At 73.9% G+C, this 25,679-nt stretch carries 28 protein-coding genes, 1 tRNA gene and 2 riboswitches; of the genes, 17 read left to right on the top strand and 12 right to left on the bottom strand.

Features of this window, described 5'->3' with window-relative positions; all coding sequences use genetic code 11:
- Positions 1-15 precede the first annotated feature (15 nt).
- A complete protein-coding gene (locus ABD879_RS07015; RefSeq protein WP_345018606.1) occupies positions 16-1,308 on the bottom strand; it encodes a M50 family metallopeptidase in 1,293 nt (430 codons plus the stop codon).
- 211 nt (positions 1,309-1,519) lie between these two features.
- A riboswitch (glycine riboswitch) is annotated at positions 1,520-1,616 on the top strand.
- Between the two features lie 3 nt (positions 1,617-1,619).
- A riboswitch (glycine riboswitch) is annotated at positions 1,620-1,702 on the top strand.
- 84 nt (positions 1,703-1,786) lie between these two features.
- Between ABD879_RS07015 and gcvT the strand changes: the two genes are divergently transcribed.
- From gcvT to ABD879_RS06985, 6 genes are all read left to right on the top strand, one after another.
- A complete protein-coding gene (gene gcvT, locus ABD879_RS07010) occupies positions 1,787-2,866 on the top strand; it encodes a glycine cleavage system aminomethyltransferase GcvT (RefSeq protein ID WP_345018604.1) in 1,080 nt (359 codons plus the stop codon).
- Positions 2,867-2,886: 20 nt separating this feature from the next.
- Positions 2,887-3,276 carry a glycine cleavage system protein GcvH gene (gene gcvH / locus ABD879_RS07005; RefSeq protein WP_345018602.1) on the top strand — a complete coding sequence of 130 codons (390 nt, stop codon included), beginning with the start codon at positions 2,887-2,889 and terminating at the stop codon, positions 3,274-3,276.
- Complete coding sequence (locus tag ABD879_RS07000; protein ID WP_345018744.1) at positions 3,273-4,535, top strand: serine hydroxymethyltransferase; 1,263 nt, start codon at positions 3,273-3,275, stop codon at positions 4,533-4,535. Before gcvH ends, ABD879_RS07000 begins: the two co-directional genes overlap by 4 nt.
- Before the next feature lie 48 nt (positions 4,536-4,583).
- On the top strand, positions 4,584-5,957 hold the full coding sequence (locus tag ABD879_RS06995; RefSeq protein ID WP_345018600.1) for an L-serine ammonia-lyase: 1,374 nt from the start codon (positions 4,584-4,586) through the stop codon (positions 5,955-5,957).
- Between the two features lie 108 nt (positions 5,958-6,065).
- Positions 6,066-6,275, top strand: coding sequence for an Arc family DNA-binding protein (locus ABD879_RS06990; RefSeq protein ID WP_345018599.1), 210 nt, complete (start codon positions 6,066-6,068; stop codon positions 6,273-6,275).
- Between the two features lie 20 nt (positions 6,276-6,295).
- The gene (locus ABD879_RS06985; RefSeq protein WP_345018598.1) at positions 6,296-6,646 is read left to right on the top strand and encodes a type II toxin-antitoxin system death-on-curing family toxin; all 351 of its coding nucleotides are present in this window, start codon (positions 6,296-6,298) and stop codon (positions 6,644-6,646) included.
- 42 nt (positions 6,647-6,688) lie between these two features.
- Here the strand turns inward: ABD879_RS06985 and ABD879_RS06980 are convergent, their stop codons facing one another.
- From ABD879_RS06980 to ABD879_RS06955, 6 genes are all read right to left on the bottom strand, one after another.
- On the bottom strand, positions 6,689-7,129 hold the full coding sequence (locus tag ABD879_RS06980; RefSeq protein WP_345018597.1) for a winged helix-turn-helix transcriptional regulator: 441 nt from the start codon (positions 7,127-7,129) through the stop codon (positions 6,689-6,691).
- 90 nt (positions 7,130-7,219) lie between these two features.
- Entirely contained in the window at positions 7,220-8,383 is a 1,164-nt protein-coding gene (locus ABD879_RS06975) for a thiolase family protein (protein WP_345018596.1), read from the bottom strand.
- 129 nt (positions 8,384-8,512) lie between these two features.
- Positions 8,513-9,913 carry an MFS transporter gene (locus tag ABD879_RS06970; protein WP_345018595.1) on the bottom strand — a complete coding sequence of 467 codons (1,401 nt, stop codon included), beginning with the start codon at positions 9,911-9,913 and terminating at the stop codon, positions 8,513-8,515.
- Positions 9,914-10,048: 135 nt separating this feature from the next.
- Positions 10,049-10,336, bottom strand: a complete 288-nt coding sequence (locus ABD879_RS06965) for a hypothetical protein (RefSeq protein ID WP_345018594.1) — start codon at positions 10,334-10,336, stop codon at positions 10,049-10,051.
- Between the two features lie 67 nt (positions 10,337-10,403).
- Complete coding sequence (locus ABD879_RS06960; RefSeq protein WP_345018592.1) at positions 10,404-11,087, bottom strand: response regulator; 684 nt, start codon at positions 11,085-11,087, stop codon at positions 10,404-10,406.
- Positions 11,084-12,718: a sensor histidine kinase gene (locus tag ABD879_RS06955; protein ID WP_345018590.1), complete on the bottom strand. Its 1,635-nt coding sequence runs from the start codon at positions 12,716-12,718 to the stop codon at positions 11,084-11,086. The genes ABD879_RS06960 and ABD879_RS06955 overlap by 4 nt, the downstream gene beginning before the upstream one ends.
- A gap of 218 nt (positions 12,719-12,936) precedes the next feature.
- Here ABD879_RS06955 and ABD879_RS06950 point away from each other — a divergent pair, with 218 nt between their 5' ends.
- On the top strand, positions 12,937-14,427 hold the full coding sequence (locus tag ABD879_RS06950; RefSeq protein WP_345018588.1) for a cation:dicarboxylate symporter family transporter: 1,491 nt from the start codon (positions 12,937-12,939) through the stop codon (positions 14,425-14,427).
- A 496-nt stretch (positions 14,428-14,923) separates the two neighbouring features.
- On the opposite strand, the gene ABD879_RS06945 is transcribed toward ABD879_RS06950, so the two are convergent.
- Both ABD879_RS06945 and purU read right to left on the bottom strand, forming a co-directional pair.
- Positions 14,924-15,514 (bottom strand): DUF6286 domain-containing protein, encoded by a 591-nt coding sequence (locus tag ABD879_RS06945; RefSeq protein WP_345018586.1) that lies wholly within the window; start codon positions 15,512-15,514, stop codon positions 14,924-14,926.
- A 138-nt stretch (positions 15,515-15,652) separates the two neighbouring features.
- Positions 15,653-16,519 (bottom strand): formyltetrahydrofolate deformylase, encoded by an 867-nt coding sequence (purU, locus tag ABD879_RS06940; protein WP_345018742.1) that lies wholly within the window; start codon positions 16,517-16,519, stop codon positions 15,653-15,655.
- A gap of 207 nt (positions 16,520-16,726) precedes the next feature.
- On the opposite strand from purU, the gene ABD879_RS06935 reads away from it, so the two are divergent.
- The 6 genes from ABD879_RS06935 (at position 16,727) to ABD879_RS06910 (ending at position 21,632) form a co-directional block, all read left to right on the top strand.
- Entirely contained in the window at positions 16,727-17,158 is a 432-nt protein-coding gene (locus tag ABD879_RS06935; protein WP_345018584.1) for a hypothetical protein, read from the top strand.
- On the top strand, positions 17,155-17,454 hold the full coding sequence (locus ABD879_RS06930) for a winged helix-turn-helix domain-containing protein (RefSeq protein WP_345018582.1): 300 nt from the start codon (positions 17,155-17,157) through the stop codon (positions 17,452-17,454). Before ABD879_RS06935 ends, ABD879_RS06930 begins: the two co-directional genes overlap by 4 nt.
- Before the next feature lie 53 nt (positions 17,455-17,507).
- Positions 17,508-18,479, top strand: coding sequence for a CE1 family esterase (locus ABD879_RS06925; RefSeq protein WP_345018580.1), 972 nt, complete (start codon positions 17,508-17,510; stop codon positions 18,477-18,479).
- 74 nt (positions 18,480-18,553) lie between these two features.
- Positions 18,554-19,738 carry an amino acid deaminase/aldolase gene (locus tag ABD879_RS06920; RefSeq protein ID WP_345018578.1) on the top strand — a complete coding sequence of 395 codons (1,185 nt, stop codon included), beginning with the start codon at positions 18,554-18,556 and terminating at the stop codon, positions 19,736-19,738.
- 33 nt (positions 19,739-19,771) lie between these two features.
- The gene (locus ABD879_RS06915; protein WP_345018576.1) at positions 19,772-20,449 is read left to right on the top strand and encodes an SIMPL domain-containing protein; all 678 of its coding nucleotides are present in this window, start codon (positions 19,772-19,774) and stop codon (positions 20,447-20,449) included.
- 55 nt (positions 20,450-20,504) lie between these two features.
- Positions 20,505-21,632 (top strand): carbohydrate kinase family protein, encoded by a 1,128-nt coding sequence (locus tag ABD879_RS06910; RefSeq protein ID WP_345018574.1) that lies wholly within the window; start codon positions 20,505-20,507, stop codon positions 21,630-21,632.
- Between the two features lie 80 nt (positions 21,633-21,712).
- Here ABD879_RS06910 and ABD879_RS06905 read toward each other — a convergent pair whose 3' ends face one another.
- Complete coding sequence (locus ABD879_RS06905) at positions 21,713-22,015, bottom strand: DUF3618 domain-containing protein (RefSeq protein WP_345018572.1); 303 nt, start codon at positions 22,013-22,015, stop codon at positions 21,713-21,715.
- A gap of 188 nt (positions 22,016-22,203) precedes the next feature.
- Between ABD879_RS06905 and bcp the strand changes: the two genes are divergently transcribed.
- Entirely contained in the window at positions 22,204-22,671 is a 468-nt protein-coding gene (bcp, locus tag ABD879_RS06900) for a thioredoxin-dependent thiol peroxidase (RefSeq protein WP_345018570.1), read from the top strand.
- A 75-nt stretch (positions 22,672-22,746) separates the two neighbouring features.
- Here the strand turns inward: bcp and ABD879_RS06895 are convergent.
- Positions 22,747-22,831: transfer RNA gene (locus ABD879_RS06895), tRNA-Leu, on the bottom strand.
- A gap of 238 nt (positions 22,832-23,069) precedes the next feature.
- Here ABD879_RS06895 and ABD879_RS06890 point away from each other — a divergent pair.
- Together ABD879_RS06890 and ABD879_RS06885 are read left to right on the top strand one after the other, a co-directional pair.
- Positions 23,070-23,990, top strand: a complete 921-nt coding sequence (locus ABD879_RS06890; RefSeq protein ID WP_345018568.1) for an MEDS domain-containing protein — start codon at positions 23,070-23,072, stop codon at positions 23,988-23,990.
- A gap of 4 nt (positions 23,991-23,994) precedes the next feature.
- On the top strand, positions 23,995-24,915 hold the full coding sequence (locus tag ABD879_RS06885) for an anti-sigma factor RsbA family regulatory protein (RefSeq protein ID WP_345018566.1): 921 nt from the start codon (positions 23,995-23,997) through the stop codon (positions 24,913-24,915).
- A gap of 17 nt (positions 24,916-24,932) precedes the next feature.
- On the opposite strand, the gene ABD879_RS06880 is transcribed toward ABD879_RS06885, so the two are convergent.
- Positions 24,933-25,412 (bottom strand): ribosomal protein L7/L12, encoded by a 480-nt coding sequence (locus tag ABD879_RS06880; protein WP_345018564.1) that lies wholly within the window; start codon positions 25,410-25,412, stop codon positions 24,933-24,935.
- A gap of 85 nt (positions 25,413-25,497) precedes the next feature.
- Here ABD879_RS06880 and ABD879_RS06875 point away from each other — a divergent pair.
- Positions 25,498-25,679: hypothetical protein (locus ABD879_RS06875; protein ID WP_345018562.1), on the top strand; the 182-nt coding region annotated here is incomplete at its 3' end.

Raw genomic sequence — 25,679 nt, 5'->3', positions numbered from 1 at the left:
CCGGCGGGCGGGCCGTCAGCCGGAGAATTTGATCGGGTTGACCAGGTCGGCGTAGATCAGCAGCCCGCCCATGACGATCAGGACGGCGGCCATCACGTAGGTCACCGGCAGCGCCTTGGCGACGTCCACGTACCCCGGGTCGGGCCGGCCGAGCAGCCGCGCGACGGCCTTCTTGAGCGCCTCCAGCAGCGCCCCGGCCATGTGCCCGCCGTCCAGCGGCAGCAGCGGGATCAGGTTGAACAGGGCGACCGCCAGGTTCACCGAGCCGAGCAGGGCGATGAACATCGCCAGCTTCTCCACCACCGGGCTCTCGGAGGCGGCGATCTCGCCGCCGAGCCGGCTCACCCCGACCACGCCGATCGGCCCGTTGGGGTCGCGCTCCTCGCCGCCGAACGCCGCCTGCCACACCCCGACCATCCGCTGGGGCAGGCGCACCAGCGCCCCGGCGGTGTGCGCGGTCAGCTCGCCCATGTACTCGGCGACGGCCACCGGGCCCTGCCGCTCGCGCTCCTGCAGCGGGGTGATGCCGAGGAACCCGACGTTGACGATCTTGTCGGGGTCCTTGAGGTCGTACATCTGGTTGCGGGTGACGGCGATGCTCAGGTGCAGCGTGCGGCCGTCGCGCTCGACGACGACGGGCACGGTGCGGCCGCCGGAGTCGCGGATCAGCTCCTGCAGCTGCTCGTAGGAGGAGATCTTGCGGCCGTCGTAGGAGACGAACCGGTCCCCCGCCTGCAGCCGCGCCTGCGCGGCGGGCGTGGGCGTGTAGTTCGCCGGGCACTCGGTGGTCTCCTGCCCGGCCGGGATGGCGCACTTGGCCACCGAGCCGATCACCGGCTGCGGGGTGGGCGTGCCGATGCCCATCAGCAGGATCGCGAAGAACAGCACGGCCAGGACCAGGTTCATGGCCGGTCCGGCGAACATGATGATGAGCTTCTGCCACCACGGCTTGGCGTAGAAGACGCGGTTCTCGTCGCCCGGCCGGACCTCCTCCAGCGCCGCGCCGCGGGCCGACTCGATCAGCCCCTGCCACGGGCCGGTGGAGACCTGCCGGACCTGCCCGGGCCGGTCGCCCCGGCGCGGCGGCAGCATGCCGATCATGCGGATGTAGCCGCCGAGCGGGATCCACTTGATCCCGTACTCGGTCTCACCCTTGGTCCGCGACCACAGCGTGGGCCCGAAGCCCACCATGAACTGGGTGGTGCGCACGCCGAACAGCTTGGCGAAGGAGAAGTGCCCGAGCTCGTGCAGCGCGATGGACGCCATCAGGCCCAGGAAGAGGATCAGCACCCCCGTCAGCCAGTCCACCGTGGCACCCTCCTGTGATCTCGGCGACCCGCTCAGGGTACGTCATGAGCCGTATATCCGACCGCGTACGAGTGCACCTTGGCCGTAGCGGGCCGTTCGGGCGTCCCGCGGCGTTCCCGGCCGCGCGTGCCCAGGTCGGGCATACCCCGGGAGGGGTGCGACGCGGGCCTACGCGGGAGGACGGGCCGCTGATACGCTGGCCGTGCGCCGCTGATCCCGCGCGGGAGAGCGCCCTCGCAGCCGGCGGGGGCCGCCGAAGGAGCAAATCCTCCCCGGAACCTCTCAGGCCCCAGGACCGCGCAGGCCAGGCGCCCTCTGGAAAGCGGGGACGCCGTCCCCCGCCGAAGGTGAAAACCCCCGAGGGGTGAAGCTCTCAGGCGCCGATGACAGAGGGGGAGGCACCGACGACGCCGGTGCGCCGATGGGACGATGATGATGCCCGTCCCGACGCGCGCCCCCGCGATGAAGGAGCCCACCCATGTCCAGGAAGACGCCGCTGTACGAGGTCCACGCCGACCTCGGCGCCACGCTCGTCGACTTCGCGGGCTACCGGATGCCGCTGCGCTACGACAGCGAGACCGCCGAGCACCGCGCCGTGCGCACCGCGGCCGGTCTGTTCGATCTGTCCCACATGGGAGAGATCTTCGTGTCCGGGCCCGGGGCCGGCGCGGCACTCGACTACGCGCTGGTGGGCGAGCTGTCCCCCCTGGCGGTCGGCAAGGCCCGCTACACGATGATCTGCGCGCCCGACGGCGGCGTGCTGGACGACCTGATCGTCTACCGGCTCGCCGCCGAGACGTTCCTGGTGGTCGCCAACGCCGCCAACACCGACACCGTCCGCGCGGAGCTGACCGAGCGGGCCGCCGGCTTCGAGGCGGCCGTCGACGACCGCTCCGCCTCCTACGCCCTGATCGCGCTGCAGGGCCCGCGCTCCCAGGCCGTCCTGTCCGAACACACCGACGCCCCGCTGGCCGACCTGCGTTACTACGCCGTCCTGGCGGGGGAGGTCGGCGGGGTGGACGCGCTCATCGCCCGCACGGGCTACACCGGCGAAGACGGCTTCGAACTGTTCGTCTCCCCCGGCGACGCCGTGGCGCTGTGGCGGAGGCTCGCCGACGCCGAGGACGTGGTGCCCGCCGGGCTGTCGGCGCGCGACACCCTCCGCCTGGAGGCGGGCATGCCGCTGTACGGCAACGAGCTGACCGCCGAGACCACCCCCTACGAGGCCGGGCTCGGCCGGGTGGTCAAGCTCGGCAAGAAGGCCGACTTCGTCGGCAGGTCCGCGCTCGCGGCGCAGGCCGAGACCGCGCCAGGCCGTAGGCTCGTGGGGCTGGTCGCGCGCGGCCGCCGGGCGCCCCGCAAGGGGTACCCGGTCGTCGGCTCCGACGGCACGCCGTGCGGCGTCGTGACCAGCGGCGCTCCGTCGCCCACACTGGGCAGGCCGATCGCCATGGCGTACGTCGACAGCGGCGCCGCGGACAGCGGGCTCGCCGTGGACGTCCGCGGCCGGCACGAACCGGTCGACGTCGTCCCCCTGCCGTTCTACAAGCGATCCTGAAAAACCTGGGAGAAACGAACGTGAGCGTTCCGGAACAGCTCCGCTACAGCGAGGAGCACGAGTGGGTGTCCGGCCTCGACAACGAGGACGGCATCGTCACCGTCGGCATCACCCAGCACGCCGCCGACGCCCTGGGCGAGATCGTCTTCATCGAGCTGCAGGCCGGCGAGGGCGACACCGTCGAGGCCGGGGAGCCCTGCGGGGAGGTGGAGTCGACCAAGTCGGTCAGCGACATCTACTCGCCGGTCAGCGGCGAGATCACCGCGATCAACGCCACGGTGGTGGACGAGCCGAAGGTCATCAACGACGACCCGTACGGCGAGGGCTGGATCTTCAAGGTGCGGGTAAGCGAGGAGCCGGGCGACCTGCTCGACGCCACCGCCTACAGCAAGCTGATCGAGGAGAGCTGACCGTGTCCCTCAACGAGTCCCTGGCGGCCGTCGACCCGCAGGTGGCCGAGGCCGTCGCCGCCGAGCTGCGCCGCCAGCAGGGCACGCTGGAAATGATCGCCTCGGAGAACTTCGCGCCCGTCGCGGTGCTGGAGGCGCAGGGCTCGGTGCTGACCAACAAGTACGCCGAGGGCTACCCGGGGCGGCGCTACTACGGCGGCTGCGAGCACGTCGACGTCACCGAGCAGCTGGCCATCGACCGGGCCAAGGAGCTGTTCGGCGCCGAGCACGCCAACGTCCAGCCGCACTCGGGCGCGCAGGCCAACACGGCGGTCTACTTCGCCCTGCTGCAGCCCGGCGACACCATCCTCGGGCTGGACCTGGCGCACGGCGGGCACCTGACCCACGGCATGCGGCTGAACTACTCCGGCAAGCTGCTCAACGTGGTCGCCTACCACGTGCGGCCCGAGGACGGCCGCATCGACATGGAGGAGGTCGCCCGGCTGGCCGCCGAGCACCGCCCCAAGATGATCGTGGCGGGCTGGTCGGCCTACCCCCGGCAGCTGGACTTCGCGGCGTTCCGCGAGATCGCCGACTCCGTCGGGGCCCTGCTCATGGTGGACATGGCGCACTTCGCGGGGCTGGTCGCGGCCGGGCTGCACCCCTCGCCCGTCCCGTACGCCGACGTTGTCACCACCACCACGCACAAGACCCTCGGCGGTCCGCGCGGCGGGCTGATCCTGGCCCGCGAGGAGTACGGCAAGAAGATCAACTCGGCGGTGTTCCCGGGCATGCAGGGCGGCCCGCTGGAGCACGTGATCGCCGCCAAGGCGGTCGCGCTGAAGATCGCCGGGTCGGCGGAGTTCCGCGACCGGCAGGCCCGCACCCTGGAGGGCGCCCGCATCCTGGCCGAGCGGCTGCTGGCCGAGGACGCGGCCAAGGCCGGGGTGAAGGTGCTGACCGGCGGCACCGACGTGCACCTGGTCCTGGTGGACCTGGTCGACTCCGAGCTGACCGGCCGGGACGCCGAGGACCGGCTGCACGAGATCGGCATCACCGTCAACCGCAACGCGGTGCCCAACGACCCGCGTCCGCCGATGGTCACCTCGGGCCTGCGGATCGGCACCCCCGCCCTCGCCACCCGCGGCTTCACCGCCGAGGACTTCGCCGAGGTCGCCGACGTGATCGCCGCGGCCCTGCAGCCGTCGTTCGACCAGGCGGCCCTGGCGGCCCGCGTGCGGGCCCTCGCCGACAAGCACCCCCTGTACCCGACCCTCTAGCGCCTCCCGTGACCGGGGCGACCCCCCGGTCACGGAGGGATCTCAGCGATGGCCATCAGCGTCTTCGACCTTTTCAAAATCGGAATCGGACCGTCCAGCTCGCACACCGGCGGGCCGATGGCGGCCGCCCACCGCTTCGCCCGCGGCCTGGCCCGCGACGGCCTGCTGGACAAGACCGCCTCCGTCCGGGCGGTCCTCTACGGGTCGCTCGGCCTGACCGGCAAGGGCCACGGCAGCGACAAGGCCGTCATCCTCGGCCTGGAGGGCGACAAGCCCGAACTCGTCGACGTGGACACCGTGGACGAGCGGCTGGCCGCCGTCCGGGCGAACGGCTCGCTGCGGCTGTTCGGCTCCCGCGACGTCCCGTTCGTCGTCGGCGAGCACCTGGTGTTCGAACGCAAGCAGTCCCTGCCCGGCCACCCCAACGGGATGCTGTTCACCGCCTACGACGACTCCGGCGGCGAGCTGCGCTCGCGGATCTACTACTCGGTGGGCGGCGGCTTCGTCGTCGACGAGGAGGCCGCCGGCGCCGACCGCATCAAGCCCGACGACACCGTCCTGCCCTATCCGTTCGCGTCCGCCGCCGAGCTGCTGGCGCTGTGCCGTGACACGGGCATGTCGATCGCCGCGCTGATGCTGGAGAACGAGAAGGCGTTCGGGCGCACCGAGGAGGAGATCCGCTCGGGGCTGCTGGAGCTGTGGCGGGTGATGCGCGCGTGCGTCGAACGCGGCTGCACCCGCGAGGGGCTGCTGCCCGGCGGTCTGAAGGTGCGGCGCCGCGCTCCCCACCTGCACCGCCAGCTGCTGGCCGAGCGTCCCGCCGACCCGCTGCACGCGATGGACTGGGTGACCCTGTTCGCGCTGGCGGTGAACGAGGAGAACGCCGCCGGGGGACGCATCGTCACCGCCCCCACCAACGGCGCCGCGGGCGTCATCCCCGCTGTCCTGCACTACTACGACCGGTTCGTGCCCGGTGCCGATGACACCGGCGTCGTCCGCTTCCTGCTCACCTCCGGCGCGATCGGCGTGCTGTTCAAGCAGAACGCCTCCATCTCCGGCGCCGAGGTCGGCTGCCAGGGCGAGGTGGGCTCGGCCTGCTCGATGGCCGCCGCCGGGCTCGCCGAGGTGCTCGGCGGCACCCCCGAGCAGGTGGAGAACGCCGCCGAGATCGGCATCGAGCACAACCTGGGCCTGACCTGCGATCCCATCGGCGGCCTGGTGCAGATCCCGTGCATCGAGCGCAACGCCGTCGGCGCCACCAAGGCGATCAGCGCGGCCCGCATCTCGCTGCGCGGCGACGGCCGCCACTTCGTCTCCCTCGACAAGGCCATCAAGACCATGCGCGACACCGGCCGCGACATGCTCGACAAGTACAAGGAGACCTCGCGCGGCGGCCTGGCCGTCAATGTGATCGAGTGCTGAACCCGGACCCCCTGCGCGGGGACAGAGTTCACCCGTCTGTGACCGTTCGATGACATAGAGCCAACTCGGCGATACCATTCTGGTATGACAACGAGTTATGCTGCGGACATGACCACTCGCAGCGTCCGCATCCCCGACGACATCGACGAGCGGCTGGTCGCTCTCGCCAAGTCCGAGCACACCTCCGTGAACTCGATCCTCGTGCAGGCGGCCGAGGAGCTGCTGGCGCGCCGTGCCCAGGAGGCCGCCATCTCCGCCGCCACCGAGGAGGTCTTCGCCCGGCGCGAAGGGCTGTTCCGACGGCTGGCCGACACATGATCTTCCCGACCGTCGAACAGGTGATCGCGATCAATGCGCGGCTGCTCGGCGGCGAGCCCGCCGTGCGGGACGTCGGCCTGGTGCAGAGCGCGGTCGCCCGCCCTCAGACGATCGCCTTCGGCGTCGAGGCGTACCCGGAGGCGGAGGAGAAGGCGGCGGCCCTCCTCCACTCCATCGTCTGCAACCATCCGTTCGTCGACGGCAACAAGCGAACGGCATGGGCGACGATGGAGATCATGCTCGTCGCCAACGGGTATGTCTCGGCGCTGAACGAAGACGAGGCGTTCGACCTGGTGATCAGGATCGCGACGTCGTGTTCGGACATCGAGGTGAAGGAGATCGCCGAGGCGCTGCGCGTCGTCGCGGCGTGAGGAGGCCGGCCGGGGCCGCGCCGCCCGCCCGCGGGCGGCGGGTCAGGTGCGGGCGCCGCGGCCGGTGGGCGTGGCGCCGTCCCTGACCGGGCGGCCGCAGCAGGCGCACACCACCTGGGCCCGCAGGCGCTCGCCGCAGACGTGAGTCCAGCGGACGGGCGGGTCGTCGGGGTTGATGTGCCGGTCGCCCCAGCTCATGAGCACGGCCAGCACGTCGCTCAGCTCCCAGCCCGACTCGGTCAGGTGGTACTCGTACCGGGCCGGGCGCTCGCTGTACAGCTCGCGGCGGACGATCCCGGCGGTCTCCAGTTTGCGCAGCCGCGTGGTGAGGATGTCGCGCGGAGCGCCGGTGTTGCGGGCGATCGCGTCGAACCGGCGCACCCCGTAGACCAGTTCGCGGATGACCAGCAGGCTCCAGCGTTCCCCGATGATCTGCAGGGCGTCGGCGATGGAGCACTCGCGCGGGTCGGCGTCTTTCGGCATGGGCCCCAGCCTACGTCGGTTTGTTTTTCCGACGCGCCCGTTTCGCCTTCCGCCCGGGAGGGGCCCGCCCCCGGCCCCTCCCGGGCGCCGTCAGAGGCGTTCGAGGACGGTGGCGTTGGCCATGCCGCCGGCCTCGCACATGGTCTGCAGGCCGAAGCGGGCGCCGCGGTCCTCCATGGCGTGCAGAAGGGTGGTCATGATGCGCGCGCCGCTGGCGCCCAGCGGATGGCCGATGGCGATCGCGCCGCCGCGCACGTTGACCCGGTCGGCGGGGACGCCGAGCTCGTGCCGCCACGCCAGCACCACCGAGGCGAACGCCTCGTTGACCTCGAACAGGTCGATGTCGTCGGGGGCCAGGCCGGAGCGCCGCAGCACCTTCTCGGTGGCGGGGATGATCGCGGTGAGCATCATCAGCGGGTCGTCCCCGGTGACCGCGAAGGAGTGGAAGCGGGCCCGCGGCCGCAGCCCCAGCCGCCGGGCGGCGTCACCGCTCATGATCAGCAACGCGGCCGCGCCGTCGTTGAGCGGGGAGGCGTTGCCCGCGGTGACCCGCCAGTCGATCTCGGGGAACCGCTCCTCGTAGACGGGGTCGTAGTAGGCGGGCTTGAGCCCGGCCAGCACGTCCGGCGAGGTGGTGGGCCGGATGGTCTCGTCGCGCTGCCCGGTCCAGGCGACCTCGCGGTCGAACTCGCCGTTCTCCCAGGCGGCGTGCGCGCGCATGTGCGACTCGCAGGCGAACGCGTCCAGTTCCTCGCGGGACAGCCTCCAGCGGGCGGCGATCCGCTCGGCGGCGATGCCCTGCCCGATGAGGCCGCCGGGGTAGCGCTCGGGGAGGAGCGCGCCGAAGGGGTCGCTGCCGGGCAGCACGTTCGACCCCATCGGGACGCGCGACATCGACTCCAGCCCGCAGGCGATCGCGACGTCGTACGCGCCGCTGATCACTCCCTGCGCGGCGAAGTGCGCGGCCTGCTGGGAGGATCCGCACTGCCGGTCGACGGTGGTGGCCGGGACGCTCTCGGGGAACCCGGCGGCGAGCACCGCGGACCGGGTGACGTTCACCGCCTGGTCGCCCACCTGGGTGACCACGCCGCCCACCACGTCGTCGATCTCGGCCGGGTCGATCCCGGCCCGCTCCACCAGGGTCTTCAGGGTGCGGGCCAGCAGGTCGACCGGGTACTCGCCGTGCAGTCGCCCGCCCGGCTTGCCCTTAGCGACCGGCGTGCGCACCGCCTCCACGATCACCGCGTCTCGCATCTGGATCTCCTTCGATGAGTCGGCCCCAGCGGGCCGAATCTCGTTCTGCTTCTACTCTCTCCTGGTCAGTTGCACGAAGCAACCCACTCTCCGGGTGGGCGTGATCACATCCGGCGGCGCAGCCCGGCATCAGGGCCGGCGGGGGCGGGGCAGCGTCAGGCAGGCCAGGGCGGCGGCCGCGGCGGCGAGCGCGGTGCCCAGCCAGCCGGTGTCGAAGGAGACCGCGCCCGGCCCGCCCGCGCCCAGCAGCGCCACCAGCATCGCGACACCGAGGACGGTGCCGATCTGGCGGGCCATGGTGACCACCGCGGAGCCGGTGGAGAAGCCCTGCGGCGGCACCGCGGACACCGCGGCCCCGATCAGCGTGGGGAGGGTCAGCCCGACGCCCACCCCGGTCAGCAGCATGCCGGGCAGCATGCCGGCGGCGTAGCCGTCCTCCACGCGCCACATCCACCAGCCGATGCCGGCCGCGAAGACGGCGCAGCCGAGGAACGACAGCGGCCCGGCGCCCAGGCGGCGGGCCAGCGGCGCCGCGCCCACCGCCAGCGCGGGCACCATCAGCGGGCCGGGCGCGATCGCCAGCCCCGTGCGCAGCGCCTGCCAGTGCCAGATCTGCTGGCACCACAGCACCGCCGACAGCAGCATCGCGGCGAACGCGACCGAGAACAGCACGCCGGCGACCGTGGCCGGGCCGAACCCGGGCAGCCTCAGCAGCCCGGGCGGGACCACCGGCGACGGGTGCCGCGCCGACCGCCGCGCGCACAGCGCCAGCAGCTCGGCGGCGGACGCGAGGCAGCCCGCCACCCGCGCCGCCGTCCAGCCCCAGTCGTCGCTCCTGACCACGCCGAGGGCGAGCGCGGCGATCCCGGCGGTGAGCAGCGCCGCGCCGGGCAGGTCCGGCCGCGTCCCGTCCGCGCGGGCGGGCGGACGGGGCAGCAGCCGCGCCCCCGCCGCCAGCACCGCCAGCCCGATCGGCACGTTGATCAGGAAGACCCAGCGCCAGTCGAACTGGGTGAGCAGCCCGCCCGCGACGGGGCCGAGCAGGTCCGCCAGCCCGCTGACGGCGGTCCAGCCGCGCACCGCGGCCGGCCGCCGCGGCGGCGGGGTCGCGGCCAGCAGGAGGCCCAGCGAGGAGGGGACGAGCAGTGCCGCACCGGCGGCCTGGACGGCGCGGGCGGCCACCAGGGTCCACACCCCGGGCGAGACGGCGCAGGCCACCGATGCGGCCGTGAACACCGCCAGGCCGAGCAGGTAGGCGCGGCGGGGCCCGGTCCGGTCGGCGAACCCGCCGGCGGGGACCATGAGCGCGGCGAAGACCACCGCGTACGCGTTGAGCACCCACGACAGCTCCGACAGCGGTGCCCCCGCGTACCGCTCTCCGATCCGCGGCAGGGCCACGTTGACGATGAACATGTCGAGATTGGACATCGCCACTCCGGCGGCGACGACGGCGAAGACGGCCCCCGGCCGGGCCCCGCGCGCCGCCGTGCCGGCTGCGGCGTCCCCGGCCCGGGTGGTCGGACTGCTCACGGCGTTCCTTTCGAGATCGCGTTCGGCTTTGGGTTGGAAAATCCAACTCACTCGCCCGAACGTAGCGCCGCGCGTCCGGGAACACAACCGCCCGGTCGCACGCGGAGGGCCGGCGGCCCTCCGCGTGCGCGGCGGCTACAGCTTGGGCTCGAACATGGCCCTGATCTTCTTCGCCGCCTCGGTCCGCTTGGCCTTGTCCGGGGTCCGGCGCACCTGTCCCGTGCGCCGGGCGTCCTCCGGACGGGCCTCGTCGCGGCGGGCCTCGCTACGGCGGGCTTCGCTTCGGCGGGTATCGTCGCGGCGCACCTCGCCGCGGCGGGCATCGCCGCCGGCGCGCCGGTCCCGTCCCGCGCCCTTGCCCCCGGCCCGGCCGCCCGCCCGCGCGGCGCCCGTGCGATCGGTGTTGTCGTGCAGGTCCCCCACAGCGCATCCCCCCGTTGCCGTTCGGTCCTGGTCGGACAGCGGGTTACGTACCCGGACCTGCGAAGATCTACTCCGCCGCGGCGACCCGGTAGAAGCGCACCTCCGGCCTGCCGACCTGGCCGTAGTGCGGGCGGCGCACCACCACGCCCTGGTCGGCCAGGTACTCCAGATAGCGGCGCGCGGTCACCCGGGACACGCCGGTCAGGGCGGCCGCGGACGCCGCCGACAGCCCCTCGTCCGCGCCCGCCAGCGCCTCGGTGACCACCTGGAGGGTCTCCTCGCTCATGCCCTTGGGCAGCGAGCCGCGGTCGGGGGTGCGCAACGTGGCGAGCATCGCGTCCACGTCGGCCTGGCCCGCCACCTCGCCGGAGCGCTCCACGCGCTGCCGGAACCGCGCGTACCGCTCCAGCTTGTCGCGCAGCGCCGCGAACGTGAACGGCTTGAGCAGGTACTGCACCACCCCGGAGGACACCGCCGAGCGCACCGCGGCCAGGTCGCGGGCGGACGTCACGGCGATCACGTCGACGGTGCTGCCCGCGGCGCGCAGCGCCCGGCAGACCTTCAGCCCGTGGGTGTCGGGCAGGTAGAAGTCCAGCAGCACCAGGTCGACGGGCGTGCGCTCGCAGAACCGCAGCGCGGCCGCCCCCGAGTGCACGACCCCGGCGACGGCGAAGCCGGGCACGCGTCCCACGTACGTCCGGTGCGCCTCGGCGGCCACCGGCTCGTCCTCCACCACCAGCACCCGGATCACGGGCCGCCTCCCTCGGGCAGCGGCAGGCGGACGGTGAAGACCGCGCCGACGTCGCGGGCGACCTCGATGGACCCGCCGTACCGCCGCACCGCCCGGCCGACCAGCGCGAGCCCGAGGCCGTGCCCCACCGGGCCCTCGGCGGGCTTGGTGGTCCAGCCGCGGCGGAACATGGCGGGCACGCGCTCGGGGTCCACGCCCGGACCGTTGTCGGCCACCCGCAGCACCAGCTCGCCCCCGTCCGCCCGGGCGGTGACCACCACCCTGGGCGACTCGCCGTGGGCGGCCGCGCCCTCGAGCGCCGCGTCGATCGCGTTGTCCATCAGATTCCCGAGGATAGTGACCAGGTCGCGGGGGTCGATTCCGGCCCGCTCGATCACCGCGTCGCCGAGCGCGGAATCGTCGGTGAGGACCAGCTCGACGCCCCGTTCGGCGGCGTCGGCGCCCTTGCCCAGCAGCAGCGCCGCCAGCACGGGCTCGCCGACCGCGCCCACCACCCGGTCGGTGAGCCGCTGGGCGGTCTGCATCTCGGCGGTGGCGAACTCGACGGCCTGATCGCTGCGGCCCAGCTCGACCAGCGACACGACGGTGTGCAGGCGGTTGGCGGCCTCGTGCGCCTGGGCGCGCAGCGCCTCGGCGAACCCGCGCACCGCGCCCAGCTCGCCGGTGAGCGTCTGCAGCTCGGTGTGGTCGCGCAGGGTGACGGCGGTGCCCATGGCGCGGCCCCGGGACCGCACCGGGACGGTGTTGACGACCAGCACCCGGGTGTCGGCGACGTGGATCTCGTCGGACCGGGGTTCGGCCGACACCAGCGCGGCGGCCAGCTCGTCCGGCAGGCCCAGGTCGGCGGCCGGGCGGCCGACCGGGTCGCCGGACAGGTCGAGCAGCTCGCGGGCGGCGTCGTTGCACAGCACGACCCGGCCGTCCCGGTCGAGCAGGACCAGGCCCTCGCGCACCGCGTGCAGGATCGACTCGTAGTAGTCGAACATGGCGCGCAGCTCGGCGGGCGCCGCGCCCCGGGTCTGCCGGCGCAGCCGCGCGCTGACCAGGCCGCTGCCGATGATCCCGACCGCCAGCACCGCCGCCGCGATGAGGGCCAGCGTGACCAGCCGCCCGCGCACCTCGGCGGAGATCACGCGGATGGTGATGCCGACCGCCACCATCGCCACCACCCGGCGCCGCTCGTCGAAGACGGGCGCGACGGCGCGCACGGACGGCCCCAGCGTGCCGGTGTAGGTCTCGGTGAACGTCCGCCCGGCCAGGGCGGGGCCGACGTTGCCGAGGAAGGGGCGGCCGATCTGCGCCGGGTTGGCGTGCGTGTAGCGGATCCGGTTCCGGTTCATGATCGTGATGAAGTCGACGCCGGTGTCGGCGCGGACCCGCTGGGCCAGCGGCTGCAGCGTGCGGCTGGGGTCGGGCCCGGCCAGCGCCTCGCGCACGCTCGGGGTGCGGGCCAGCGTGGCGGCCACGGCGGTGACCTTCTCGCGGGCGCGGGCGTCGGCGGAGCGCGCCGCGTCCAGGTACGCCAGCGCGGTGCCGAGCACCACCAGCAGGGCGACCACGGCCGCCTGCAGCGCCAGCAGCTGCCCGGCCAGGCTCCACCGCCGGCCCGCCCACGGGATCGGCGGCCTCATCACGGCACCCCGTTCATCGCGGCGCCCTCATCGAGGGCCCCTCATCGCTCGACCTCCATGACGTGCACATCACCGGCATGTGAACGAAATGTACAAAAACGTGACGGGCATCACATGAACCCGGATAGTCGCTCTTCGGAACGTGCGCCGGGACGCCCGGCGCTCTCCCGTCCACCCCCCGGACCCGCGAAGGTCCACGAGACCCCGAGGAGGCGACCGTGTCCACCACGCCGACAGCCGGCGGCACCGGCACCACCCCGGCCCGACGCCGCCGAGATGCGGTGCACTACCTGTACCTGGCCGTCATCGGCGCAGTGGCGGCAGGCATCGCCGTGGGCCTGGCCGCCCCGGACGTCGCGACCGAACTCAAACCGCTCGGCACCGGCTTCGTCAACCTGATCAAGATGATGATCTCGCCGATCATCTTCTGCACGATCGTGCTGGGCATCGGTTCGGTCGCCAAGGCCGCCAAGGTCGGCAAGGTCGGGTTGATCTCCCTCGGCTACTTCCTGGTCATGTCGACGTTCGCGCTGGGCATCGGCCTGGCGGTCGGCAACTTCCTGCACCCGGGCGAGGGCATGCACCTGGACCCCGGCTCGGCCGCCAAGGCGCACGAGTCGGCCGAGGGCGGCGAGGGCACCGTCGACTTCCTGCTCGGCATCATCCCCACCTCGCTGCTGTCGGCGCTGACCGAGGGCGAGGTGCTGCAGACCCTGCTGGTGGCGCTGCTGGCCGGGTTCGCGCTGCAGAAGATGGGCCCCGCGGGCGCCCCGATCCTGCGCGGCATCGAGCACGTCCAGCGGCTGGTGTTCCGCATCCTGGCGATGATCATGTGGGTGGCGCCGGTCGGCGCGTTCGGCGCGATCGCCGCGGTGGTCGGCGAGACCGGCTGGTCCGCGCTGCGCAGCCTCGCGGTGATCATGCTCGGGTTCTACATCACCTGCGTGCTGTTCGTGGTGCTGGTGCTCGGCGCCGTGCTGTGGGCGGTGGCCCGGATCAACCTGTTCCGGCTGCTGCGCTACCTGGCCCGCGAGTTCCTGCTGATCCTGTCCACCTCCTCCTCGGAGTCGGCGCTGCCGCGGCTGATCGCCAAGATGGAGCACCTGGGCGTCAGCCGGCCGGTGGTCGGCATCACCGTGCCGACCGGCTACTCGTTCAACCTGGACGGCACCGCCATCTACCTGACCATGGCGACCCTGTTCATCGCCGCGGCGCAGGACGACCCGCTGTCCCTGGGCGCCCAGCTGTCCCTGCTGGTCTTCATGATCATCGCGTCCAAGGGCGCGGCCGGGGTGAGCGGCGCCGGGCTGGCCACGCTGGCGGGCGGCCTGCAGTCGCACCGGCCCGAGCTGGTGGACGGCGTCGGGTTCATCGTCGGCATCGACCGGTTCATGTCCGAGGCGCGGGCGCTGACCAACTTCGCCGGCAACGCCGTCGCCACCGTGGTCGTCGGGGCCTGGACGGGCGAGCTGGACGCGGCCCGGGCGCGCCGCGTGCTGTCGGGCGAGGACCCGTTCAACGAGGCGACGCTCCTGGACGACCACGGCGCAGCAGGCGAGCCGGCGACACCGTCCGAGCCGTCCGGGCGATCCGCGCCCGAACCGTCCGGTGCGTCCGCGACGGCGTCCGCGGCCTCCAGCGGCGCGGCGTCCGGGCCGGGGTCGGACGGCGACGCGCCCGCCCGGGCCGCCGCAGCCGGAAGTCGATGACGGCCTCCAGGCCCCCCATCGCCGTCGCGGCGCGGTACCGGGCCACCGGCCCCGCGACCAGCGCGGCGTAGATCGCGGCCGGGGACGCGTCCTCGGCGCAGGTGACGGTCATCAGCAGCCGCGGCCGGGCCGCGCTGCCGGTGAGCCGCATCCGCACCTCCGCGACGCCGGGCACCCGCTCGGCGTCGCGGAGCAGCTCCTCCCCCGCCCACCGGACCTGCGCGCGGACGTGGCCGCGCAGCGCGGGGCGCCACCGGCGCAGCGCCGCCCGCCCCTCCCGGATCAGCCAGGCCAGCCCCACCAGCGCCAGGAACTCGGCGGCGCTGGCCAGGACGGGCCAGAACCAGGCGTTGCGCGCCGCGTACCGGACCACCGCCGGGTCGAGCACCGGCCGCAGCTGCCAGGCCGCGCCGAACGCGCCGAGGCCGGCGCACAGCGCGAGCGCCCCGCACATCAGCAGCACCGTGCCGGTCAGGGCCGTGGCGACTCGCATCGGTCAGTCCCTCCGCCACGTCGTCAGGGCGCTGACGCGCCGCTCCTCCAGCAGGTCCAGCTCGGCCAGCCGGTCGAGCACCGCCCGGCGCACCCGCGAGTCGAACATGGCGGGATTGCAGTAGTGCGTGGTCGCCCGCACGACGACCCGGGGCCGCAGCCGCCTGCCGCGCACCCCCACCCGCGCGCGCGTGATGCCGGGCACGCGCGCCGCCGTGTCGACCAGGACGCGCCGCACGTCCGCGCGGCTCATCCCGGCCGCCGACCACGGGGTGACGCCGCGCATCGGCAGCGTCCGGCCCCTGCGCGGCACCGCCGAGGCCACCATGGCCAGCCCGAGCGCGGCCAGCGCGGCCCGCCCGGCCAGCACGGGCGGCTCGCCCCAGGTGACGCGCCGCAGCACGGCGGCCATCCGGTCGACCGGCAGCAGGTGCGCCCCGCCCGCGGCCATCGCCCAGATCGCCTCGACCGCCGTCACCGCCCCGGCGGCCGTGACCACCGCCGCCGCGACCAGCGCCGCCAGCGCGCACTGCGGCCGGAACGCCCGCCGGGTCAGCCACTGCGCGGCCTCCGGTGCGCGCGCCCGTTCCGTCACGTGTGTGACCAGTGTCGTCTCGCCCATCGCCACCCCCGTCGACAAGTGGGCATGCGTAACCTCGCCACTACCCACCGTGACGGATCATTACTCCCGCGCACGCGCGCCGGAACGGCCGGCGGGGGCGGCGGGCGGCGCTCAGCGGAAGACGACGGTACGGTCCCCGTTCAGCAGCACGCGGTGCTCGGCGTGCCAGCGCACGGCGCGGGCCAGCGCCAGGCACTCCATGTCGCGGCCGACCGCCATCAGGTCCTCGGGGCTGTGGGTGTGGTCGACGCGGGCGACCTCCTGCTCGATGATCGGGCCCTCGTCCAGGTCGGCGGTGACGTAGTGCGCGGTGGCGCCGATCAGCTTGACGCCGCGCGCGTGCGCCTGGTGGTAGGGCCGGGCGCCCTTGAAGCTCGGCAGGAACGAGTGGTGGATGTTGATCACCCGCCCGGGCAGCTTGGCGCAGAACTCGTCGGACAGGATCTGCATGTACCGGGCGAGCACCACCAGGTCGGCGCGGTAGTGCTCGACGAGGGTGAGCACCTCGGCCTCCTGCGCGGCCTTGCCGCCCGCGGTGACCGGCAGGTGGTGGTAGTCGATCCCGTAGGACTGGGTGAGCGGCCGCAGGTCGGGATGGTTGGACACCACGGCCACGATGTCGATGTCCAGCAGCCCGGACCGCTGCCGGTACAGCAGGTCGTTCAGGCAGTGCCCGCCCTTGGAGACCATGATGAGCACGCGGGTGCGCTCGGCCGCGTCGTACAGCCGCCAGTCCAGGCTCAGCTCGGGCCCCAGGGACGCGAACGCGCCCCGCAGCCCGTCGGCGTCGGTGCCGGGCGGCGCGGTGAACTGCACCCGCATGAAGAACGTGCCGGAGTCGCGGTCGCCGAACTGCTGGCTCTCCACGATGTTGCAGCCGCGCTCGGCCAGCAGCCCGGAGACGGCCGCCACGATGCCGGGACGGTCCGGGCAGGAGAGCGTCAGCACGAATTCGCTTGCGCTGGAGCTGGTCACGATGTCTTTTCGTCGCTTTCGGAGACTTCTCAACGCTCACGCAGGGTGAGACCTACGAGCTTACTGGCGCATTCGCCGCCGCCACCGCGCGCCGTGCCGCCTGAGCGGCAGTTTTCACGGCCGCCCCCGCCCGCCGGCCGCCGCCGGGCGGCGCACCGGGTTGTCCGTTTCAGGGGTCGGCATGTACTTTAGCCTTACTAAAGCAGTTGAGTGGAATGGAAGCTCACCGTGCCCACCCCCGACCAGGCCCGTGCGGCCCTCGCCGAAGCGCAGCGCGTCCAGGAGCAGGCCCGCAGGTCGGGCCGCTGGTTCCCCTGGTTCCTCACGGCGGTCGGCGCCGTGTCGATCGTCTGGATCACCGCGATGGAGGCGGTGTGGCCGCAGGGCCGCTACCCCCTGGCGGGGGCGTGGGCGGCCCTGTTCCTGCTGGCGGGCGAGTGGATGAAGCGGCGCCCGGCGCTTCCGCTCGGCGCCGGGCGCAGGCTGACGGCGGCCACCGCGACGTGGTTCGGCCTCTACCTGGTGGCGGTCGGGCCGGTCACCCGCTGGCAGTGGGACACCTCCGTCCCGGCCTGGACGCTCGCCTCGGCCGTCGCGGCGCTGCCGTTCTTCGCGGCCGCCTGGACGGGGCGGCGGGCATGAGCCATCCCCGGCACGACCTGGACCCGATCGTCCACACCCCCGCGCGGTTCTCCGTCCTGGCGCTGCTGGCGGCGGTCGAACGCGCCGAGTTCCGCTTCGTCCGCGAGACGGTCGAGCTCAGCGACTCGGCCCTGTCCCAGCACCTGACGACGCTGGAACGGGCGGGCTACGTCACCGTCCGCAAGACGCAGTCCGGACGCCGCACCACCACCTGGATCGCCCTCACCGACGAGGGCCGGGCCGCCTTCACCCGCCACGTCGCGCTGCTCAACCAGATCGCGGGGACGGCGCCCTGATTTCGTTGACCGAGCGGTAGTTTCGGTGCGCGGGGCGGGTTAGATTCGCACGCATGCGGCGGCTCCTCGTCCTCCTCCTGACGGTCACGGTGGCGCTCACCGGATGCACGGACGGCGGCGGTGGCGGCCGCACCGGCACCGGCAGCGGCACCGCCGGCGGCACGCGCGAAGGCTCGGACGCGGACGGCAAGCGGCCCGCGACCGTGTCCGGCATCCCCACCTCCGCCGGCACGCACAAGCAGGAACTCGACGTGGGCACCTTCGGGCACCGCGAGTACCTGCTGCACGTCCCGCCGAAGCTGGCGAACGGGCGATGGCGCGGCGGCAGGCCCGCCAGGCCCCTGCCGCTCGTGATCGCGCTGCACGGCGGCCTGGCCACCATGGCCAAGATGCGCACGCTGACCGGGTTCGACGACCTGGCCGACGACAAGGGCTTCCTGGTCGCCTACCCCGACGGCTTCATGACCACCTGGAACGCCGGCGACTGCTGCGGCCCCGCCAAGCTCGGCAAGATCGACGACGTCGGGTTCCTCACCGGGCTCATCGACCGGCTGACCGGCGCGGGCCTGGCCGACGCCCGGCGCGTGTACGTCGCCGGCTTCTCCAACGGCGCGGGCATGGCGTACCGCATCGCCTGCGAGCGGCCCGGCAAGGTCGCCGCGATCGGGGTGGTCGAGGGCGCGCTGGTGACCGAGTGCGCCCCGGACCGCCCGGTCGCCGCGATGATCTTCCACGGCACGGCCGACCGCAACGTCCCGATCAACGGCGGCGGGCGCCGCGACTTCAACGACGACCGCCCCTACCCGCCCGTCTCCTACGCGGTCGACGTCTGGCGCGACGCCGGGAACCTGCCCCGGCTGCGGCCCAAGGTCATCGCCGTCGGCGCGATCGAGTGCGACTCCACCGGCAGGGGCGCGCGGGGCGCGGAGGTCACGCTGTGCCGGGTCCGGGGCGGCACGCACGAGTGGCCGTCCCGCGCGAGCGCCATGCTCTGGGACTTCTTCGCCGACCACACCCGCACCTGACACGGCCGCATCGGACACCCCCGCCGGATATGAAGTGTTTTCATATTTAGCGGTCCTTATGGCAGGGTGTGCCCATGAACCTCCGGGAGCGCTACGACACGGCCACCGCCGCCCTCGACGCCCCGTTCGCGGTCGTGGACCTGGCCGCGTTCCGGGCCAACGCCGCCGACCTGGTCCGCCGCGCCGCCGGCAAGCCCATCCGCGTCGCCAGCAAGTCCGTGCGCTGCCGGGCGCTCCTGGAGGAGGTCCTCGCCCTCGACGGCTTCGCCGGCGTCATGGCCTTCACCCTCCCCGAGGCCCTCTGGCTGGCCGGGCACCGCGTCAGCGACGACATCCTCGTCGCCTACCCCACCGCCGACCGCGCCGCCCTCGCCGCCCTCGCCCGCGACGAGCACGCCGCCCGCACCGTCACCCTCATGGTCGACTGCGACGACCACCTCGACCTCATCGAACGGCACGCCGAAGGCCGCCCCGTCCGCGTGTGCATCGACATCGACGCCTCCTACCGCGCCCTGGGCGGCCGGCTGCGCATCGGCGCCCGCCGCTCCCCGCTGCACACCCCCGCCCAGGTGCGCGCCTTCGCCGAACGCATCCTCAAACGGCCCGGCCTGCGGCTGGTCGGGCTCATGGCCTACGAAGGGCAGATCGCCGGCGTCGGCGACCTGCCGCCCGGCCGGCCCGTGCGCGCCCGCGCCATCCAGGTCATGCAGCGCCGCTCCGGCCTGGAACTCGCCCGCCGCCGCGCCGCCGTCGTCGCCGCCGTCCGCCGCCTCACCGACCTGGAGTTCGTCAACGGCGGCGGCACCGGCAGCGTCGAGAAGACCGCCGCCGAACGCGCCGTCACCGAGGTCGCCGCCGGATCCGGCCTCTACCAGCCGCACCTGTTCGACCACTACTCCAACTTCCGCGGCCGCCCCGCCGCCCTGTTCGCCCTGCCGGTCGTCCGCCGCCCCGCCCCCGGCGTCGTCACCTGCCTCGGCGGCGGCTACCTGGCGTCCGGCCCCGGCGACCCGATGCGCCTCCCCCAGCCCTACCTGCCCACCGGCCTGTCCTACGACCCGGAGGAAGGCGCCGGAGAGGTGCAGACGCCGCTGCTCGGCGCGACCGCCGACAAGCTCGCGATCGGCGACCGCGTCTGGTTCCGGCACACCAAGGCCGGCGAACTGTGCGAACGCTTCGCCGAACTCCACCTGATCGACGGCGACCGCCTGGTGCGGACCGTCCCCACCTACCGGGGCGAGGGACGCACCTTCCTCTGACGCCCCCTTCCCCGCCGCGCGTAGATTGTGGGCATGAGCGACGCCCCAGTGATCAGCGTCCGCGGCGAGGTCGTGCTGGAGGCCCAGCCCGAACTGGCCCTGCTGTCGGTGCACGTCCAGAGCCGGGAGGACGAGCGCCGCACCGCCCTGGACCGCCTCGTCGAACGCAACCAGCGCGCCCTCGACCTGATCAGGTCGTACGGGGAGGCGGTCGAACGCGTCGAGACCGGCGGCCTGTCCATCTCCCCGGTGCTGCGGCAGCGGCGCCGCGAGGGCGAGATCCGCGGCTACCAGGGCACCGCCTGGATCAAGGTGACCGTCGTCGACTTCACCGTGCTCGGCGAGCTGGTCACCCGGCTCGGCGACATGGAGCGCACCTTCGTCCACGGCCCCCAGTGGGACCTGCGCCGCGACAGCGAGGTCTACGCGCGCGCCGCCCGCCAGGCCGCCCAGGAGGCCGTCGCCCGCGCCCGCAGCTACGCCGAGGCGCTCGGCGCCCGCCTCACCGGCCTGATCGAACTCGCCGACTCCGGTCTCATCCGCGACGACCACCGCGGCGCGGCGCCCCTGATGGCGACCCTGGCCGGCGAGGTCTCCCGCGGCGTCCCCCCGTCCGAACCCGAGCCGATCACCCTGGAACCCGAGACCCAGTACGTGCGCTCCTCAGTCGAGGCCCGCTTCACCGTGACGCCTCCCGACCTGGACGGCTAGGGCGGCGGCGCGACGGCGGGCCGGCGCGGGCACGCCACCGACCCGGAGGGATGAGATGACCGTGACCGACCCGGGGCCGCCGCCCGGCACGCCCCCCGAGCCCTCCCTGCGCGACCCGTGCGCCGAACGCGGCCCCGCCGGCGACCTCCTGCACGCCGGGGACGCACCGCACGGCCTGGACGTCTTCCTGACCGGCCGGGTCTTCATGGACATGATCTTCACCGGGCTGCCCGGCCTGCCCCCGCCCGGCACCGAACTGGTCACCGACGGCCTCGGCTCGGCCCCCGGCGGCGTCGCCAACCTCGCCGTCGCCATGAGCCGCCTGGGCCTGCGCACCGGCCTGGCCGCCGCGTTCGGCGACGACCTGTTCGGGGCGTACCTGTGGCGCGCCCTGGCCGAGCAGGAGGGCGTCGACCTGCGCTGGTCCCGCGAGATCACCGGCTGGCCCACCCCGGTCACGGTGTCGCTGGCCTACGACTCCGACCGCAGCATGGTCACCTACGCCCGCCCCTTCCCGCCCGGCGGCACCGCCCCGGTCACCGCCCCGCCCGCCGCCGCCACCTGCTTCGTCGACATCGACCGCCCCGTCCCCGGCTGGGCCCTGGAACTGCGCCGCGCGGGCACCCGCGTCTTCGCCGACGTCGCCTGGGACCCCACCGAGACCTGGTCCACCGACGTCCTGGACCGCCTGCGCCACGTCGACGTCTTCCTGCCCAACGCCGTCGAGGCCATGGCCTACACCCGCACCCGCACCCCCGAGGAGGCCCTGCACGCCCTCGCCGACCGGGTCCCCGTCGTGGCCGTCAAGCAGGGCGCCGCCGGCGCCATCGCGATCGACTCGACCACCGGCGAGCAGGCCCGCGCCGAGGCCCTGCCGGTCGAGGCCCTCGACCCCACCGGCGCGGGCGACGTGTTCGCCGCCGGCTTCTGCTTCGGCACCCTCGCCGGCTGGCCCCTCGCCCACCGGCTGTCGTTCGCCAACCTGTGCGCGGGCCTGTCCGTCCGCCACCACAGCGGCTCGCTGGGCGCCCCCTGCTGGGGCGAGATCGCCGCCTTCGGCGACACCGGGGAGGTGCCGCCCGAGGTGCTCGAACGGTACGCCTTCATCGTCCCCTACATCCCCGAGGCCGAACTGGAACGCGGCCACGACTGGGTCACCCGCGCCGAACCGACCCTCCGCTGACCCGCGCCCCGCGCACCCCCGGGCATGCAAAAGGCGCCGGCCGCGGGAGCGGACCGGCGCCCGTTCTCCGGGAGGATCGTTCAGCGTCGCCTGCGGCGCCAGATGACGAACGCGGTGATCGTCACCGCCACGCCGATGCCGATCAGCAGGGCCCGGCGGTCGCCGCCCGCACGCTCCCCCGGCTCCTGGCCGTCCGGGGTCAGCACGGTGCGGGCCACCTTGGCGACCTGCCCGGCCTCCTCCTTGATCCGCTCCGCGCCGCGCTGGGCGACGTTGCGCGGACTGACCCGCTCGGCCAGCGCGTCGATGGTGCGGGCGAGCTCCTGGCGGGTGCGCTCGATCTCCCGCTCCAGCGCCTCCGGGTCGCGGCCCCTGTCAGCCATGCCGTTTCCTATCGTCGTCGGTGGTCTTTCGAGATCGTCCCGCCCGTTCGAGGACCGGATACGGGCATCGTGCACGGGCGTCGGCAGCGCATGATCCGAACAGTCTGTCAGGTCTTCCCGCCGAACGCCCGCCACACCCCAGCCGGTACGGTGGGAGGGCGTCCATTCGAGGGAGAAAGGCGGAAGTGGTGTCCGATCGGCTGCAGCCCGGAGACGTCGCCCCCGAGTTCGAGCTTCCCGACGCCGACGGCAACCCGGTGTCCCTGACGTCCCTGCGCGGCAGGCGAGTGATCCTCTACTTCTACCCGGCGGCCATGACCCCCGGCTGCACCAGGGAGTCGGTCGACTTCCAGGCCGGCCTGGCCGACTTCGAGGCCGCGGGCGCCACCGTGGTCGGGATCTCCCCCGACGCGCCGCCCAAGCTCGCCAAGTTCCGCGAGAAGGAGGGGCTGACCTTCCCGCTGCTGTCCGACCCCGACGCCGACGTGCTGCGCGCCTACGGGGCCTACGGCGAGAAGAAGCTCTACGGCCGCGTCGTCGTCGGCGTGATCCGCTCCACTTTCATCATCGACCCCGACGGCAAGATCGAGCACGCCTACTACAACGTGAAGGCCACCGGCCACGTCGACCGCCTCCGCCGCGACCTCGGTCTTTGATTTCGCGGCCGACCGCCATTCGCGGGCGGACGCATTCGCCGACCGCGAATGCGGTGCCCAAGGCGGGATGTCCAGTGCGGGCGGGGGGACTCGAACCCCCACGGTGTCACCACCAACAGGACCTAAACCTGCCGCGTATGCCCGATTTCGCCACGCCCGCCGGAATGTGACGAGGAAACTGCGATCAGCTTAGCGCCCGGACGGGTGGGTGCCGCATCCGGTTTACCGGCATTCCCGGCCACGTCGGGCCGCCGCCGTCGGAAAAGCGGCGGGGGCGGGAAAGTAGCGGGCGGTTAGTCTTGGGCATGGCCTCGTTTCAGGCGGGTCGTGCCGCTCCCCCCTCGGCGCGGTCCCGGTCTCGCGAGCCGGAACGCCGGCCCGTCCCGCAGGCAGCCGTCATGAGCGGGCCGGACGGCGGATGGTTCACCGAGCGGGCCGTGGGCGAGTTGCGGCCGGGGGACCACGGGTGGCTCGCCTACCGCACGCCCGAGGAACGCGAGCACGTCATCGGCGACTTCGTGCACGACGGGCTGCGCGGCACCGAGGAGAAGGTCGTGTACGTCACCGACGCGCCGCCCGAGCGGCTGCCGGGCGTGCGGCGGCTGGCCGCTGCGGCCCTGGCCGACCGGCTGCGCCGCCGGCAGCTGCGCGTGCTGCCGCTGGAGCGGACCTGCCTCGACCGGGCCGGGCGGTTCGATCCGCCGCGCCTGGCCGACGCGGTGGCGCGCGAGGTGGAGTCGGCGTTCGGGCAGGAGTTCCGGGCCGTGCGGGTCACCACCGAGCTCGGCCGGCTGCCGGCCGCGCCCGGCCCCGCCGCCCTGACCCGGATGCTCAGCTGCGAGCACCTGGTCGACCAGGCCGTCGCGCCCAGCACCACCGCCATGGCGGTCTGCCAGGTGCACCGCGCGGCCCTGCCGCGCGCCGAGCTGGCGGCGCTGCGCGACGCGCACGAGGTGCTGGTGGCGGTCAATCCGGAGTACGACGACGGCGTCCTGCGGCTCGTGCGCACGTTCGAGCCGCACGGGCTGCGGGTGGAGGGCGAGCTGGACGCGGCGCGGCACGCGGTGTTCGCCGACCGGCTGGCGCGGGTCACGGCCCTGCGGCGGCGGGCGCACCTGGACCTGTCCGGGCTGCGCTTCATCGACGTGGCCGGGCTGAGCCTGCTGGCGCGGCACGCCACCGGCGTGCCCGGCGGGCGCGGCCTGGTGCTGGACGACGTGCCGCCCGGCGTGGCGGAGCTGATCGACATGGTCGGCCGGCACCGGCTGCCCGGGCTGCTGCAGGGCCGCCGCGGTTCCGCCCCGGCGAGGGGATCGTGATCCCATGGCGTTGGAGCACCGGGCGCTCCTCTACCGGGGGCCGGAGGAGTTCCTGCGGGTCGCCGCGCCGTTCCTGCGCGACGGGGTGCGGGCGGGCGAGGCGGTGGTGGCGGTGGTCCGCGAGCCGGCGCTGAGCGCGCTGCGCCGCGTCCTGTCCGACGCCGCAGGGCTCGTGGAGTTCTTCGACGCCGAGACGTTCTACCGGCATCCGGTGCGGACGCTGGACCAGTACCAGCAGCTGGTCAACGCGATGGCGCCGCGCCGCGTGCGGGCCCTGGCCGAGCCGATGTGGCAGGGGTGGGACGCCAGGGAGGCGGTGGAGTGGGCGCGGTACGAGTCGCTGATCAACGTGGTGTTCGGCGATGCGGACGCGCGGGCGCTGTGCTCGTACGACCGGGCGGCGCTGCCTGACGCGGTCCTCGACCACGCCCGGCGCACGCATCCGCTGCTGCTGGTGGGCGGTGCGACGGTGCGCAGCGGCCGCTACACCGATCCGGTGGCGTTCGGGGAGGAGTGCGACCGGGCCCGTAGGGTCGGCCGTCCCGCCGGCGCCGACTACCTGCCGATCCGGTCGGACGACCTGAACCCGCTGCGCGCCTTCGTCGGCGAGCGGGCGGTGCGGTACGGGCTGCCCGAGGGGTCGGCGCGCAATCTGGTGACGGCGGCCAACGAGGTCGCCGCCAACGCGCTGGCCCACGGCCGCCCGCCGGTCGGGCTGTGGGTGTGGCGGGACGGCCGGAAGGTGGTGTGCGAGGTCGGCGACCACGGCCTGTGGCGTCCGCGGCCGGACTCGCTGACGGGGTTCGTGCCGCCGGGCTCGGCGCTGGAGCGCGGTTTCGGGCTGTGGACGGTCCGGCTGCTGGTGGACCTGATGGAGCTGCGCACCGGCTGGGACGGCACGTTCGTGCGCCTCTACATCGCCTGAGACGGCCGCCCGAGGCGTCAGTCGAGGGCGGCGACGAACCGTTCGGCCTCGTCGCGGGTCATGCCGGTCTCGGCGCAGACGAGGGAGACGGCCGCTTCGACGCCGGCGTCGGCCTTGAGCCGCCGGACCCGGTCGGAGAGGGGGGCCTCGCCGGTGACGGGCCGGGGCGGGACGCGTCCGTCCTTGAGGGAGTCGACGAAGTCCTTGGCCTCCTTGAGGCCAAGGCCGGTGTCCATGCGCACCTCTTTGATCGCCTGGATGACCCGCCCCTGCCCGATCAGTTCGAGCGCGCGGTCGCGGGTGGCGGCGGGGACCGCGATGGCGGGCGGGGCGGGCCGGGGCGCGGGCACGCCGACGATGGCGGTGGACGGGTCGGCGGGGGCCGCCTCGTGCCTGCGCCGGCGCCGCCGCTCCGCGATCCGGGCCGTCATGACCGTCAGCAGGCCCAGGATGAACATGACGACGGCGCCGAGCATGATCATCTCGGTCGGGGACATTGCGTCACTTTAACCCGCCCCCGCGGGCGGGCGGGCCGTCTCCGACGCTCTCGCGGTCTGCGGTGTCCGGGGCGTCACGGGGCGTTTGGACGGCGGGTTCGCGGTCGCCTCGGGCCGCACCGTCGACGCGGGGTCGGGGGTCGTCGGCGCGGACGACCGCGTGGCGCGGGGGCGCGCGGTCGACACCGGCACCGGCGTCCGCGTCGAGACCGGGGACGGTGCCGGCGCGGGCGGGGACGGCGTGGTGGCCGCGGGCGAGGGCGGCGC

Origin of the sequence: Actinomadura keratinilytica, from assembly GCF_039539665.1 — a bacterium.
Taxonomy (GTDB): domain Bacteria; phylum Actinomycetota; class Actinomycetes; order Streptosporangiales; family Streptosporangiaceae; genus Spirillospora; species Spirillospora keratinilytica.
The sequence above is the reverse complement of the archived record's forward strand: the minus strand, read 5'-3'. Positions and strand labels throughout refer to the sequence as shown.

Coding starts and splice junctions, on each gene's coding strand:
- ABD879_RS06905 (WP_345018572.1), bottom strand. CDS start 22,015: ATGGCTGACAGGGGCCGCGACCCGGAGGCGCTGGAGCGGGAGATCGAG.
- gcvT (WP_345018604.1), top strand. CDS start 1,787: ATGTCCAGGAAGACGCCGCTGTACGAGGTCCACGCCGACCTCGGCGCC.
- ABD879_RS06915 (WP_345018576.1), top strand. CDS start 19,772: ATGAGCGACGCCCCAGTGATCAGCGTCCGCGGCGAGGTCGTGCTGGAG.
- ABD879_RS06920 (WP_345018578.1), top strand. CDS start 18,554: ATGAACCTCCGGGAGCGCTACGACACGGCCACCGCCGCCCTCGACGCC.
- ABD879_RS06880 (WP_345018564.1), bottom strand. CDS start 25,412: ATGTCCCCGACCGAGATGATCATGCTCGGCGCCGTCGTCATGTTCATC.
- ABD879_RS06980 (WP_345018597.1), bottom strand. CDS start 7,129: ATGCCGAAAGACGCCGACCCGCGCGAGTGCTCCATCGCCGACGCCCTG.
- ABD879_RS06925 (WP_345018580.1), top strand. CDS start 17,508: ATGCGGCGGCTCCTCGTCCTCCTCCTGACGGTCACGGTGGCGCTCACC.
- ABD879_RS06930 (WP_345018582.1), top strand. CDS start 17,155: ATGAGCCATCCCCGGCACGACCTGGACCCGATCGTCCACACCCCCGCG.
- ABD879_RS06885 (WP_345018566.1), top strand. CDS start 23,995: ATGGCGTTGGAGCACCGGGCGCTCCTCTACCGGGGGCCGGAGGAGTTC.
- ABD879_RS06890 (WP_345018568.1), top strand. CDS start 23,070: ATGAGCGGGCCGGACGGCGGATGGTTCACCGAGCGGGCCGTGGGCGAG.
- ABD879_RS06995 (WP_345018600.1), top strand. CDS start 4,584: ATGGCCATCAGCGTCTTCGACCTTTTCAAAATCGGAATCGGACCGTCC.
- ABD879_RS06975 (WP_345018596.1), bottom strand. CDS start 8,383: ATGCGAGACGCGGTGATCGTGGAGGCGGTGCGCACGCCGGTCGCTAAG.
- ABD879_RS06910 (WP_345018574.1), top strand. CDS start 20,505: ATGACCGTGACCGACCCGGGGCCGCCGCCCGGCACGCCCCCCGAGCCC.
- ABD879_RS06955 (WP_345018590.1), bottom strand. CDS start 12,718: ATGAGGCCGCCGATCCCGTGGGCGGGCCGGCGGTGGAGCCTGGCCGGG.
- ABD879_RS06990 (WP_345018599.1), top strand. CDS start 6,066: ATGACCACTCGCAGCGTCCGCATCCCCGACGACATCGACGAGCGGCTG.